We start from the raw sequence: 13161 nt of genomic DNA on the forward strand, positions 1-13161 counted from the left end.
AAACCCAGGCGGGGCGCGCAATTCCAAGGCGCGGAATTCCAGCGCCCGGAATCAAACAGCGGCGTTTTTAAGCAGGCGTAACAAGCGCGCCGCCGCGCATGCGCTCCGGTAATATCTCCGCCCAATAACAGGTTAACAACCAAGAGGAGACATGCCATGCAACACCGCAAGATCCTGTTCCGCCTGGCCCCGTTGGCGCTGGCCGCGCACCTGGCGCTGAGCGGCGCCGCCGCCGCGCAAAGCGCGCCCGGCACGCAGGGGCCGCTGGCGCCGGCGCCCATGCCGGAACTGGCCGCGCAGATCGACCAGCGCGCCAAGGCCATCGAAGACAAGCTCATCGCCTGGCGCCGCGACATCCACCAGCATCCCGAACTGGGCAACCAGGAAACGCGCACGTCCGAGCTGGTGGCCGACCATCTGCGCGCGCTCGGCATGGAAGTGAAGACCGGCGTGGCCGGCACCGGCGTGGTGGCGCTGCTCAAGGGCGGCAAGCCCGGCCCGGTGGTGGCGCTGCGCGCCGACATGGACGCGCTGCCGGTCAAGGAGCAGGTGGACGTGCCGTTCGCCTCCCAGGCCAAGGGCACCTACCTGGGCAAGGAAGTGGACGTGATGCACGCCTGCGGCCACGATGCCCACACCGCCATCCTGATGGCCACCGCCGAAGTGCTGGCCGGCATGAAGGACCAGTTGCCCGGCAGCGTCAAGTTCATCTTCCAGCCGGCCGAGGAGAGTCCCGCCGACTTCGAGCCGGACGGCAAGAAGATCTGGGGCGCCAAGATGATGGTGCAGGAAGGCGTGCTGGACAATCCCAAGGTCGACGCGATCTTCGGCCTGCATGTCTCCAGCAGCTATCCGGTGGGCAAGCTGTCGTGGCGCAGCGGCCCGGCGATGGCCGCGGCCGACCAGTTCTGGATCGACGTCACCGGCAAGCAGACGCACGGCGCGCGGCCGTGGTCGGGCATCGACCCGATCGTGGTCAGCTCGCAGATCATCCTGGGCCTGCAGACCATTCCCAGCCGCCAGATCAACAGCATGCTGGAGCCGGCCGTCATCACCGTGGGCGCGATCCACGGCGGCAACCGCATGAACATCGTGCCGGACAGCGTCGCCATGACGGGCACCATCCGCACGTATGACGAGGGCATGAAGAAGGACATCCACCAGCGCATCGAACGCACGGCCACGCAGATCGCGCAGAGCGCCGGCGCCAAGGCCGACGTGCGGGTGGTGGAGCTGTACAACGCCACCGTCAACAATCCCGGCCTGACCGAGGAGATGGGCGGCACGCTGCGGCGCGTGGCGGGTGAAGGCAACTACGGCCTGCAGCCCAAGTCGACGGCGTCCGAGGACTTCTCGTTCTACCAGGAGAAGGTGCCGGGCATGTTCTTCTACCTTGGCGTCACGCCCAAGGACGTCAATCCCGACACCGCCGCGCCCAACCATTCGCCGCGCTTCTATGTGGACGAGTCGGGCCTGATCAACGGCGTGCGCGCATTGTCCAACCTGACGGTCGACTACATGGCCAAGGCCAGGCAAGGCGGCTGACCACGGGCCCCGCCGCCCGCGCTCTGCCGGCGGCGCGACGGGCGGCGCAAGCGCAAGGCGCGCGCCCCGTCCGCCGCGATACGCGGCGGGCATAAGCAAACCGCCATAAAGTCTTTGTGGCGGACGGCATGGTTTCCTACAGTACGGCCCTTTGCCGCCAAAGCGCCGACTCGCCATGCCGATCTCCCGCCGCCGATTCCTGCTCGCCAGCACGCTGGCCCTGCCGCTTGCGCATACCCGCCGGGCGCGCGCCGCCGCCTGGCCCGAGCGCCCCATCCGCCTGGTGGTGACGTTCCCGCCGGGCGGCGCCAGCGACATTGCCGCGCGCGTCATCGCGCCCGCGCTGGGCGAACTGCTCGGCCAGTCCATCGTGATCGACAACCGTCCCGGCGCCGGCGCCACCATCGGCGCGACGCAGGTGGCGCAGGCCCCGGCCGACGGCTACACCCTGCTGATGTCGAACTCGGCGCCGCTGTCGATCTCGCCGGCGCTGATGCCCCAGCACCACTACGATCCGCTGGCCAGCTTCCGCCACGTGGCCTACCTGGGCGCGGTGCCGACCGCGTTCGTGGTGCATCCGTCGGTGCCGGTCGAGACCTTCGCGCAACTGACAGAGTGGATCAAGGCGCAGCCGGCGCCGGTGCAGTATGGCAGCGGCGGCCTGGCGTCGGTCGGCCAGATCGTCGGCGAACTGTACGCGCGCCAGACCGGCGCGCGGCTCGAACACATTCCGTACAAGGGCTCGGGCGCGATGCGCAACGACCTGCTGGGCGGACAGATCCGCTTCGCGGTCGACGCGCTGCCGCAGAACCTGCCGTTCCTGCGCACCGGCCAATTGCGCCTGCTGGCCGTGACCACCGCGCAGCGCGTGCCGCAGGCGCCGGAGATTCCGGCGGTGGGCGAGCTGGGCTATCCCGGCCTGGTGGCCGAGAATTTCGTCGGCCTGTCTGGCCCGGCGGGCCTGCCCGACGCCGTCAGCGAACGCCTGTACGACGCCTTGACGCAGGTGCTGCGCACCCCCGATATCCGCGCCAAACTGGAAGGGCAGGGCTTCGTGCTGGCGCAGAAGTCGCCCGCCGAATTCGCCGACTTCGTGCGCCGCCAGGCCGATACCTGGGGTCCGGTGGTGCGGGCGACCGGAGCCAGCCTGTGAGCGTGCGCCGGTTGCTGGTGCTGTTCGGCCAGGCCGGCCGGGGCGGGTTCAACGAAGCCGCCGTGCAGGGCGCGGCGCGCGCCGCGCGCGCGGGCCACGCCCTGCAGGTGGAATGGATCGAGGACAACGACCCCGATGCGCGCGCCGAGCGCCTGGCGGCGCTGTGCGCGGACGCCCCCGACCTCGTCATCGTGCATGGCGGCCAGGGAGATGTGCCGGTGGCGCGGGTGGCGCCGCGCTTTGCGCGCACGCAGTTCGCCATCACCCAGGGCAGCCACCATGCGGCCAATGTCGCGTCCTATGAAATCCTGCAGGAGCACACGGCCTTCCTGGCCGGCGTGCTGGCGGGCCTGCGCGGCGGCGCCGCGCATCTGTCGGGGGAACGCGTGCGGCCCGGGCTGAAGGGTCGCGCCGCCTATGCCGACGGTGTGCGCCGCGTAGTCGGCCAGGATCCGCTGACCGGCTTCTGCGGCAACCAGCACGACCCGGCGCTGGCCGAGGCCTGGACCGACGCGCTGGCCGCCGACGGCGCGCGCGTGGTGTTCGCGATGATGGATGGCGGCCGCGACGGCATCACCCGCGCCTGCCGCCGCCGCGGCCTGTGGCAGATCGGCAATGTGCTGGACTGGGTGGCGCGCGATCCCGCCGTGTATCTGGCGTCGGCGCTGGCCGATTCTGGCTTGTGCGTGGAACGCGCCGCGGCCGATCACGCCGCCGGCGCGCTGCGGGTCGGCGCGGTCACGCACTTCGGCCTGGAAGCGGGCGCATCGCTGCGGCTGGCGCTGGGCGCGGACGTCGGCGCGGAGGAACGCCGCGTGCTGGACGACTGGTCTGCGCGGCTGGCTCGCGGCGAGATCGCGGTCGCGTCCGACTACAGGGGACGGGAATTCGCCCCGCCGGCCCGCTAGCCGCATGCCCCTGCCCCCTGGCGATGAACGAACGGAACGGACAGCGCATGGTGTCCGCGATGATTGACGCACGCCCGCCCCCTCGCTACAGTGACCGCCGACCCTGGCCGGCGATGCTGCCGCCGGCCGGCCCGCGAATCTGACGGCGCCCTGCGCCCCTTCCCCGGAATCTTCCATGAACAGCTACCGCGTCGGCATCGCCGGCTTCGGCGCCATCGGCCAGGCCGTGGCGCAATCCCTGGATGCCGGCCTGCCCGGCCTGACGCTGGCCGCCGTGGCCGTGCGCGATCCCCAGGCCGCGCCCGCGGTGGCGTGGCAGAACGCCAGGCCGGTGTTCACCACCATCGGCGCGCTGGCCGAACATTGCGACGTGGTGGTCGAATGCGCCCCGGCCGCCGTGTTCCGCGAACTGGCCGAGCCGGTGCTCACGGCCGGCAAGAAGCTGGTGGTGCTGAGCTCCGGCGCGCTGCTGCGCCACGACGACCTGATCGAGCTGGCGCGCCGCCACCACGGCCAGATCCTGGTGCCGTCCGGCGCCATCCTGGGCCTGGATGCGATCACCGCCGCCGCCGAGGGCGAGATCCATTCGGTCACGATGATCACGCGCAAACCGGTGCGCGGCCTGCTGGGCGCGCCCTACCTGACCGACAACAACATCGATATCGACGGCATCACCGAGCCGCGCCTGATCTTCCGCGGTTCGCCGCGCGAGGCGGCGGTGGGCTTCCCGGCCAACCTGAACGTGGCGGTGAGCGTCTCGCTGGCCGGCATCGGTCCGGACCGCACCACGCTGGAGATCTGGGCCGACCCGTCGCTGGAACGCAATGTGCATCGCGTCGAGGTGGTGTCGGATTCCGCCTCGTTCTCGATGGAAATCCAGAACATCCCGTCGGCCAATCCCAAGACCGGCCGCATCACCGCGCAAAGCGTGATCGCGGCGCTGCGCAAGCTGACCGGCCCGCTGCGGGTCGGCACCTGACCGGCGCCCGGGCACGCCGGGCGCCGCCCGTGCTCGTGCCAGCGGCCGGCCGCTGGGAGCCGGCCGCACGGCAGAACGCCTCGCGCCGGCCTCAGGCCGCCGCCCGCGTCAGCACCGGCCCCGGCGCCGCGGCCAGCGGTCCGGCGCGCCAGCCCCCCTCTCCGTCCAGGTCCAGCCGATGGGTGTGGAACGCGTCCAGCGTGCTGCGGTGGCCGACGCTGACCAGCATGGCGTCTGGCAACTGTTCGCGCAGCAGGCCGTAGAGCATGTGTTCCAGCCCTTCGTCGGTGGCCGATGTGGCCTCGTCCAGGAACACGATCGCCGGCCGGTTGAACAGCACGCGGGCGAACGCCACGCGCTGCTGCTCGCCGATCGACAGGATGCGCGACCAATCGGCCTCGTGGTCCAGCCGCGCGGCCAGGTGCCCCAGATTCACCGCCCGCAGCGCGGACGCCAGGCGCGCGTCATCGCCGGCCTGCGCATGCCCGGGATAAGCCACGGCATCGCGCAGCTTGCCCAGCGGCAGATAGGGGCGCTGCGACAGGAACAGCGCGGCCGCGCCTTGCGGCCGCCGCACCGTGCCCTGCGCGTAGGGCCACAGGCCCGCCAGGGCGCGCAACAGGGTGGTCTTGCCGCTGCCCGAAGGCCCCTTGATCAGCAGGGCCTGGCCCGGATGCAGCGCCAGGTCCAACCGCCGCAGCAGCGCGCGGCCATCGGGACGCGACACGTCCAGTCCGCTGATTTCCATGGCGTGCGGCAAGGGCAGCGCCGCGATCGCCGGCAGATCGCGCGCCGCCGCGTTGGCGTCGAGGAAGCCGGCCAGGCGGTTGAGCGTGGCGCGGTACTGCGCGAAGGCATCGTATGAGGTGCGGAAGAACGACAGCGAGTCCTGCACCTGGCCGAAGGCCTGAGAGGTCTGCATGACGTCGCCCAGCTTGATCGCGCCGCTGAAGAAGCGCTGCGCCTGCAACAGGAACGGGAACACCACGGCCACCTGGCTCACCACCAGGTTGAAGCCGTCGAATTTCAGGCCCCGGTATACCCGCTCCCACAGGTTGGCGATATAGGCCGAAAAGCGCGCCCACAGCGTCGCCCGTTCGACCTCCTCGCCCTGGTAGAAGGCCACGTTCTCGGCATTCTCGCGCAGCCGCAGCAAGGCGTAGCGGAAGTTGGCGGTGAGCCGCTCGGACAGGAAGTTCAGCAGGATCAGGGGCCGGCCGATGCGGAACGCGAACAAGGTGGCGATGAGCACGTACACGTACACCATGAATACCATGGCGCGCGGGATCTCCACGCCAGCCACCTCGAGCGCGCCGGACAGGTTCCACAGGATGCCGGTGAACGCCACCAGCGACACCACCGCGCTCAAGGCGCCGATCGCCAGCGAGCGCGAGCCGCTCACGAACAGGGCGATGTCCTGCTCGATGCGCTGGTCGGGGTTGTCCACCGGTTCGCCCACGAAGTGGCCGCGGTAGTAGGCGCGCGCGCCAAGCCAGTCGCGCGTCAGGCGGTCGTTGAGCCAGACCCGCCAGTGGATGTCGAAGGCCTGGCCGGCGTAGCTGTCGACCAGGGTACGAATCACGTGCACCGTGGCCAGCACCGCGAAGATGCCCAGCAAGCGCCAGAATGCGTTCGGATCGAGCGCCTGCAGCGCGCTGTAGAAGCCGTTGTACCAGAACGAAAACAGCACGGTCATGCGGACCGCGAACATCGCCAGGAACAACAGCGCGGCCAGCGTCAGCAGCGGGCGCCAACTGCGCCGCGGCGTCAGGTAGGGCCAGGCCAGGCGCCAGAACTTGCGCCCCCAGTCGGTCCAGCGCGCCAGCGCCAGCGTCGCCACTGCCAGCGCGACCACGCTGATGCCAAACGCGCGCGCCAGCCAGAGCGCGCTTTCCCACAACTGCTGCTGCCAGTTCAGGTCCATGAAGAGCCCCTCTAACGTCGTTTCTGTTTAGAGCGGCCGGGGCGTCGCGGTTCCGGGGGAAACGGCTTCTTAAGCGTGGCTTAAGCGTTCGCCGGCGCAACTGAATGCGCAGTTAAAGGTCAATGCCCGCCCAGGTCCAGATTGGCGAACAAATCAGCCAGGGTCGGCACCGAGCGGGCCGGCCAGATCGCGCTCAGGTCGAAGCTGGGCAGGCGCTCGCCGTCGCGCACTTCGCAAAAGCGCACGCCGCGGAAATCCATCGAGCGGATCCAACTGGGCAAGAGCGCCACGCCGCAACCGCCGGCCACGCACGCCAGCACGGTCAGGGTGCGGTTGGCCTCCTGCGCCACGTGGGCGTCATGGCCGCCCTTGCGCATGGCATCGAGAATGTCGGCGTAGAACGCCGGCAGTTGTGACTGCGGGTACATCACCAGGCCGGCCTGCGCGATCTGCGCCATCGAGACCCGGCCATCGGCGGCGACGTCGAACTCGTCCGGCACCGCCGCCACCAGCCGGTCGCGCAGCAGTTGCCGCTCGCGCATGCGCCCGCCCACCGCCACCGGCGTATGCATCAGGCCGATGTCGATCTCGCCGGTCTGCAGGGCGTCGGCCTGCTCGGCATTGCTCATCTCGCGCAGGATCACGCGCACGCCGGGCGCCTGCCGACGCATCTCGCGCAAGGCGCGCGGCAGCGTATCGAACAGCGCCGACGACACCAGCCCCACCGTCAACTGGCCGGCGCTGCCGCGGCCGATCTCGCGGGCGCGGCGCGCGGCGGCGTCGATGCGCGCGACGCTGGCGCGCACGTCCTCCAGGATGGCCTGGGCCGCGGGCGTGGGCGTGGTGCCCTGGCGCGAGCGTTCGAACAGGCGCACGCCCAGGTCCTTTTCCATGCGTCCCAGGGCCTGGCTCAACGCCGGCTGGGCGATGCCCAGCCATTCGGAGGCGCGGCTGACGCTGCCGTGGTCCACCACCGCCAGGAAGTAGCGCAGATGCCGGGTTTCCATATCAATCCAATATAAATAAAGCAATTTTCCAGAATGGAAAACTATACCCTGCCTCCCTAGAATGCCGCTTACAGAACCTTACAGAACGCGCGGGGCATGGACCCCGCCCAGGAGACTGCCTTGCCCCCCTCCGTCACCGGCCTCGCCGTCGACAGCCACGCCCACGTCTTCCTGCAGGGCCTGGCGTTGGCGGACACCCGCCGCCACACCCCGGACTACGACGCCCCGCTGGCCCAATACCTGGGCCTGCTGGACGCGCACGGGCTGTCGCATGGCGTGCTGGTGCAGCCCAGTTTCCTGGGCACTGACAACAGCCACCTGCTGGAGGCGCTGCGCGCCGCGCCGGCGCGGCTGCGCGGCGTGGCGGTGGTGGACACGGCCATCGACGAGGCCGCGCTGCGGGCGCTGGCCGCGGCCGGCGTGGTCGGCATCCGGCTCAACCTGATCGGCCTGGCCGTGCCCGACCTGCGCACGCAACCGTGGCAGTCATTGCTGGCTCGCGTCAACGCGCTCGGCTGGCACGTCGAGATCCACCTGCAGGCCGCGCGCCTGGCCGATATCATGCCGGCGCTGCTGCAGGCCGGCTGCCGCGTGGTGGTGGACCACTTCGGCCGTCCCGACCCGGCGCTCGGCGTGGCCGACCCCGGCTTCGGCTACCTGCTGCGGCAGGCCGACAGCGGCCGGGTATGGGTCAAGCTGTCCGCCCCTTACCGCAACTGGACCGGCGAGGCCTGTGCCAGCGCTGGCCGCGAGGCCGCGCGCCAACTGCTGGACGCCTACACGCCCGCCCGCCTCATGTGGGGCAGCGACTGGCCCCACACCGAGCATCGCCACCTGGCGTCCTACCCCGCGTCCATGCGGTGGCTGGCCGACTGGATCGACGACCCCACGCAACGGCGCGCCGTACTCGCCGAGACACCGTTGCGGCTGTTCCAATTCCAAGGAGAATTCTGATGACCCCTCTGATCCAACGCCTCGCGCGCCGCGCCAGCCTGCTGGCTGCCGCCGGCCTGCTGGCCGGCGCCGCCGGCACGGCAACCGCCGCCTACCCCGAGCGCGCCGTTACGCTGGTGGTGACCTACCCGCCCGGCGGCACGGTCGACGTGGTGGCCCGCCTGATCGGCCCCAAGCTGGCGGCTGAACTGGGCCAGCCGGTGGTCATCGAAAACCGCGGCGGCGCCGGCGGCATGATCGGCGGCGCCGTGGTCGCCAAGGCCCAGCCCGACGGCTACACGCTGATGCTGGACGCCTCCAACCACGCGCAGAACCCCGCGCTGCATTCCAAGATGCAGTTCGACACCCTGACCGCGTTCGCGCCGGTGTCGCTGCTGTTGCGCGTGCCCAACGTGCTGGTGGTGACCCCGTCGTACGAGGTCAAGACCGTGGCCGACCTGATCCGCCTGGGCCAGCCCGACAGCAAGGAACACGTCTATTTCGCCTCGGCCGGCCCCGGCTCGGCCCAGCATCTGGCCGGCGAACTGTTCAACCTGCTGGCCAAGACCCAACTGCAGCACGTCGCCTACAAGGGCGGCGGCCCGGCCATGATCGACGTCATGTCGGGCCAAGTGCCGGTGATGTTCGCCAGCATGGGCTCGGCCTGGCAGCACGTGAAGAACGGCAAGCTGCGCGCGGTCGCCGTGGGCGGCTCGGAGCGTTCCAAAGCGGCGCCGGACCTGCCCACCATCGCCGAATCCGGCGTGCCCGGCTACGAGACGTATGAGTGGAACGCCGTGTTCGCCCCGGCCGGCACGCCGCCGGAAATCGTCAACCAGGTGTCGCAGGCCCTGGCCAAGGTGCTGAAGGACCCGCAGATCGCCGAACAGCTCGAAGGCATCGGCGCCGAGCCCATCGGCTCCACCCCCGCCGAACTGGACACGTTCCGCCGCGCCGAGATCGCCAAGTGGCAGCGCGTGGTCAAGGAAGCCGACCTGAAACTGGATTGAGTACCGCCGGGCGACCTGCCGCCCGACAACCGGAATGCCGGTCTTGGACGCCCCTCGGGGCGTCTTTTTTTGGTTTTACGGCGGCTCCCCGATGCGATACAACAGCACTTCAAGCGCGCTCAGGGAAATCCGCGACGAGATGAACCACGACAGCCACGAGCCCTCATCCTTTCCCCCGCCCGCCGACGCCCGCCTCGCGGCCGGCGCCGACGGCGCCACGCTCGACAGTCTGGCCGACGGCTTCCTGTCGCTCGATCGCGAATGGCGCGTGCGCTACCTGAACCCGGCCGCCGAACGCCTGTTGCGGCGCAACAGGCTGGACCTGGTGGGGCGCGGCCTGTGGGACAGTTGTCCGGACCTGGTCGGCACCGGCTACTACGATGCCTGCCGCGGCGCCATGCAGACCGGCCGCCCGGCCCAACACATCGGCTACTACGCGCCGCTGGCGAGCTGGTTCGAGGTGCGCGCCTTTGCGCATGAGGACGGCCTGGCGGTCCTGTTGCGCGACGTCTCGCGCGAACGCGAGGAAACCGCCCAGCTCAGATACCAGGCCACCCATGACTACCTGACCGGCCTGCCGAACCGGCGCCAATGCATGGACACGCTGTCCGCCGCCATCGCCGAGGCCGAGCGGACGCTGGCCGCGCAGGGCCCGACCCTGGCGGTGCTGTTCCTGGACCTGGACCGCTTCAAGGAAGTCAACGACGCCTTCGGCCACGCCGAGGGCGACCTGCTGCTGTGCGATGTGGCCGAGCGGCTGCGCAAGTTCCTCACGCCCGCGATTTTCTGCGCCCGGGTCGGCGGCGACGAGTTCCTGCTGGTGCTGCGCGGCACCAACGAGCGTGCGGCCGAGGCCCTGGCCAATTCGATCCTGAACGCGCTGTCGATCCCGAGCGACATCCATGGCCGCTCGGTCTCGCTGGGCGCCAGCATCGGCATCGCGCTGATGAACTCGCCCGGCGAATCGGCCGAGATGCTGCTGAACTATGCCGACGCGGCGATGTACGCGGCCAAGTCGGCCGGCCGTTTCCAGGTGCGGGTGTATCACCGCGAACTGATGCAGGGGCTGGGCGCGCGCCTGTCGCTGCGCGGCGACATCCAGGGCGCGCTGGCCAACAACCAGTTCGAGCTGCACTTCCAGCCGCAGATCAGCATGCACGACGGCTCGCTGTGCGGCGCCGAGGCGTTGCTGCGCTGGCGCCATCCCACCCGCGGCCTGCTGGCGCCGGCGGCGTTCCTGGACGTGATCCTGGATTCGCCGATGGAGTCGGCGCTGACCGAATGGGTGGCCAACGCCACCTGCCTGCACATCAGCGAATGGCTGGGCGAGGGCCTGCCGGTGCCGCGCATCTCGTTCAACCTGTCGGCGCGCCAGTTGGTGGCGCCCGACCTGGCCAACACCATCGTGCGCCTGGCGCAGGTGCATGGCGTGCCGCCGACACTGCTCGACGTGGAAGTCACCGAGAATTCGCTGATGAGCGACGTCGAGAAGGCCTCCGGCATTCTCGCGGCGCTGCGCGAGGCCGGCATATCGGCGTCGCTGGATGACTTCGGCTCGGGTTATTCGAGCCTGGCGTACCTGGCGCGGCTGCCGATCGACACGCTCAAGATCGACCAGTCGTTCGTCTGGGCGCTGGGCAAGGTGCCGACCGCCACCGCCGTGATCCGCGGCGTGGTGCGGCTGGCGCATTCGCTGGGCATGCGCACGCTGGCCGAGGGCGTCGAGACCGAGGCGCAGCGCCAGATGCTGATCGAGGAAGGCTGCGACGCGATGCAGGGCTTCCTGTTCAGCCGCGCGCTGCCGGCCAGCGCCTTCGCCGCGCTGCTGCGCGAAGTGCCGCGCTGAGGCGAACCGCTATCATGTCCGCCTGACGACCCGATTGATGACGGCAATGACGATGGACAGGATACGGCTCGACAAATGGCTCTGGGCGGCGCGCTTCTACAAGACGCGCAGCCTGGCGGTGGACGAAATCGGCAAGGGCCGGGTGCAGGTCAACGGCCAGCCCGCCAAACCGGCGCGCGAGGTCGGCCCCGGCGACGTGATCAGCATCCGCAAGGAAGACCCGCCCATCCAGGTGCGCGTGGTCGCCGTCAGCGGCGCGCGCGGCCCGGCGCCGGTGGCGCGCCAGCTATATGAGGAAACCCCGGAAAGCGCCGCCGCGCGCGAACGCGCGGCCGAGATGCGGCGGCTGGCGCCCGAGCCGGCGCTGGACATCGCCGCCGGCCGACCGACCAAGCGCGACCGGCGCCTGATCGACCAGATGCGGGGCAAGTGAGACGCGACCGCGACAGGGCCCGGACCGGCCCGGCGGACCGGCCACGAAAAAGCGACAGCGCTACAGCGCCCGTCCCACGATCAACGGATCCAGCGCCAGTTCCGGCGCGCCGCTCTTGCCTTCGTACGGCAGGCGGCTGAGCACATAGCGCATGGCGTTCAGGCGCGCGCGCTTCTTGCAATCCGACTTCACCACGATCCACGGCGCGTCGGCCGTGTCCGTGTGCGCGAACATCGCTTCCTTGGCGCGGGTGTAGTCGTCCCACTTGTCGAGCGAGGCCAGGTCCACGGGGCTCAGCTTCCATTGCTTGAGCGGATGCACCTTGCGCTGCAGGAAGCGGCGGCGCTGCTCTTCCTGGCTGACCGAGAACCAGAACTTGACCAGGTGGATGCCGCTGGTGACCAGGTGGCGCTCGAAGTCGGGCACCTGGCGCAGGAACTGCAGGTATTCCTCCTGCGAGCAGAAGCCCATCACGCGCTCGACGCCGGCGCGGTTGTACCAGGAGCGGTCGAACATCACGATTTCGCCGGCGGTGGGCAGATGCTGCACATAGCGCTGGAAATACCACTGGCCGCGTTCGGTGTCGGACGGCTTCTCCAGCGCCACCACGCGCGCGCCGCGCGGATTCAGGTGCTCCATCATGCGCTTGATGGTGCCGCCCTTGCCCGCCGCGTCGCGGCCCTCGAACAGGATCACCACGCGCTGTCCGGTGGCCTTGACCCAGGCCTGCAGCTTGAGCAGCTCGACCTGCAGCGCGTATTTCTGCTTTTCGTAATTGCGCCGCAGCATGCGGTGGCGGTACGGATAGATACCCTCGCGCCAGTCGGTCGCCAGCTCCTCGTCGGGATTGCGGCGCGCGGCCGGCGCCTGCGCGTTGGCTTCGAGCAGCGCGCGGTGCACCGCCACCGCGTCGTCCGGCGACAGTTCCTCGATCACCGAGCGCAGCGCCGCGTGGGCTTCGCCCGATTCGCCGATCTGGTAGCGGCGGGCGATGTCGGCCAACACCGACGAGGTCTCCTGGCGCGCGGCGACTTCCCGCGCATTGACGCGCTTGCGCGCCTGGATCGCCGGTTCGATGGCGGGCAGCCCGGCCGGGGCTGCCGGCGCGGACGCCAACGGCTGGGCGACCTTGGACGGCTTGTCGGCGCGGACGGCGCGCGTGGACTTGGGCGTCGCGGCGCCGCGGGCGGACCGCGCCGGGGCCGGCGTGCGCTTGCCGGCCGCGGCGGAGCGGGTGGCCTTGCGCGGCGCGGCGGTGCGCTTGGCGGCGCGCGGGGCCGTGGCGCCGTCGTCGTTCTCGGCGGGCGATCCGGAAGCTTGCGGGGTCTTGTCAGTCATCGTTGCAATCCTTGCTGCGCGTGAGGTCAGAGCCGCGGCGGCCGGCCAGTCGCCGGCGACCCGTCAGGAAAAAACATCTACCCTA

The 13161-nt window shown here is 70.3% G+C and carries 11 protein-coding genes; 8 read left to right on the top strand and 3 right to left on the bottom strand.

Features of this window, described 5'->3' with window-relative positions; translation table 11 throughout:
- Positions 1-156 precede the first annotated feature (156 nt).
- The 4 genes from ACUDCK_RS18395 to ACUDCK_RS18410 all read left to right on the top strand — a co-directional run bounded on the left by ACUDCK_RS18395 (position 157) and on the right by ACUDCK_RS18410 (position 4585).
- Positions 157-1545, top strand: a complete 1389-nt coding sequence (locus tag ACUDCK_RS18395) for an amidohydrolase (RefSeq protein ID WP_175166699.1) — start codon at positions 157-159, stop codon at positions 1543-1545.
- Between the two features lie 175 nt (positions 1546-1720).
- Entirely contained in the window at positions 1721-2698 is a 978-nt protein-coding gene (locus ACUDCK_RS18400; RefSeq protein WP_175166698.1) for a Bug family tripartite tricarboxylate transporter substrate binding protein, read from the top strand.
- Positions 2695-3606, top strand: coding sequence for a BMP family ABC transporter substrate-binding protein (locus ACUDCK_RS18405; RefSeq protein ID WP_175166697.1), 912 nt, complete (start codon positions 2695-2697; stop codon positions 3604-3606). Before ACUDCK_RS18400 ends, ACUDCK_RS18405 begins: the two co-directional genes overlap by 4 nt.
- A gap of 175 nt (positions 3607-3781) precedes the next feature.
- On the top strand, positions 3782-4585 hold the full coding sequence (locus ACUDCK_RS18410) for an aspartate dehydrogenase (protein ID WP_054502000.1): 804 nt from the start codon (positions 3782-3784) through the stop codon (positions 4583-4585).
- Between the two features lie 91 nt (positions 4586-4676).
- Here ACUDCK_RS18410 and ACUDCK_RS18415 read toward each other — a convergent pair whose 3' ends face one another.
- Positions 4677-6509: an ABC transporter ATP-binding protein/permease gene (locus ACUDCK_RS18415; RefSeq protein WP_116791780.1), complete on the bottom strand. Its 1833-nt coding sequence runs from the start codon at positions 6507-6509 to the stop codon at positions 4677-4679.
- 119 nt (positions 6510-6628) lie between these two features.
- Positions 6629-7516 carry a LysR family transcriptional regulator gene (locus tag ACUDCK_RS18420; protein ID WP_064527846.1) on the bottom strand — a complete coding sequence of 296 codons (888 nt, stop codon included), beginning with the start codon at positions 7514-7516 and terminating at the stop codon, positions 6629-6631.
- Positions 7517-7636: 120 nt separating this feature from the next.
- On the opposite strand from ACUDCK_RS18420, the gene ACUDCK_RS18425 reads away from it, so the two are divergent.
- The 4 genes from ACUDCK_RS18425 to ACUDCK_RS18440 all read left to right on the top strand — a co-directional run bounded on the left by ACUDCK_RS18425 (position 7637) and on the right by ACUDCK_RS18440 (position 11738).
- The gene (locus tag ACUDCK_RS18425) at positions 7637-8470 is read left to right on the top strand and encodes an amidohydrolase family protein (protein WP_395756751.1); all 834 of its coding nucleotides are present in this window, start codon (positions 7637-7639) and stop codon (positions 8468-8470) included.
- On the top strand, positions 8470-9459 hold the full coding sequence (locus tag ACUDCK_RS18430) for a tripartite tricarboxylate transporter substrate binding protein (RefSeq protein ID WP_064527850.1): 990 nt from the start codon (positions 8470-8472) through the stop codon (positions 9457-9459). Before ACUDCK_RS18425 ends, ACUDCK_RS18430 begins: the two co-directional genes overlap by 1 nt.
- A gap of 139 nt (positions 9460-9598) precedes the next feature.
- Positions 9599-11305, top strand: coding sequence for a putative bifunctional diguanylate cyclase/phosphodiesterase (locus tag ACUDCK_RS18435; RefSeq protein WP_240806383.1), 1707 nt, complete (start codon positions 9599-9601; stop codon positions 11303-11305).
- Positions 11306-11357: 52 nt separating this feature from the next.
- The gene (locus ACUDCK_RS18440; RefSeq protein WP_054478886.1) at positions 11358-11738 is read left to right on the top strand and encodes an RNA-binding S4 domain-containing protein; all 381 of its coding nucleotides are present in this window, start codon (positions 11358-11360) and stop codon (positions 11736-11738) included.
- A 60-nt stretch (positions 11739-11798) separates the two neighbouring features.
- Here ACUDCK_RS18440 and ppk2 read toward each other — a convergent pair whose 3' ends face one another.
- Entirely contained in the window at positions 11799-13076 is a 1278-nt protein-coding gene (gene ppk2, locus ACUDCK_RS18445; protein ID WP_064527852.1) for a polyphosphate kinase 2, read from the bottom strand.
- Positions 13077-13161 lie beyond the last annotated feature (85 nt).

Source organism: Achromobacter sp. CF-sbj1-Ac2-l (genome assembly GCF_052698165.1).

Coding starts and splice junctions, on each gene's coding strand:
- ACUDCK_RS18395 (WP_175166699.1), top strand. CDS start 157: ATGCAACACCGCAAGATCCTGTTCCGCCTGGCCCCGTTGGCGCTGGCC.
- ACUDCK_RS18400 (WP_175166698.1), top strand. CDS start 1,721: ATGCCGATCTCCCGCCGCCGATTCCTGCTCGCCAGCACGCTGGCCCTG.
- ACUDCK_RS18410 (WP_054502000.1), top strand. CDS start 3,782: ATGAACAGCTACCGCGTCGGCATCGCCGGCTTCGGCGCCATCGGCCAG.
- ACUDCK_RS18415 (WP_116791780.1), bottom strand. CDS start 6,509: ATGGACCTGAACTGGCAGCAGCAGTTGTGGGAAAGCGCGCTCTGGCTG.
- ACUDCK_RS18420 (WP_064527846.1), bottom strand. CDS start 7,516: ATGGAAACCCGGCATCTGCGCTACTTCCTGGCGGTGGTGGACCACGGC.
- ACUDCK_RS18430 (WP_064527850.1), top strand. CDS start 8,470: ATGACCCCTCTGATCCAACGCCTCGCGCGCCGCGCCAGCCTGCTGGCT.
- ACUDCK_RS18435 (WP_240806383.1), top strand. CDS start 9,599: ATGAACCACGACAGCCACGAGCCCTCATCCTTTCCCCCGCCCGCCGAC.
- ACUDCK_RS18440 (WP_054478886.1), top strand. CDS start 11,358: ATGGACAGGATACGGCTCGACAAATGGCTCTGGGCGGCGCGCTTCTAC.
- ppk2 (WP_064527852.1), bottom strand. CDS start 13,076: ATGACTGACAAGACCCCGCAAGCTTCCGGATCGCCCGCCGAGAACGAC.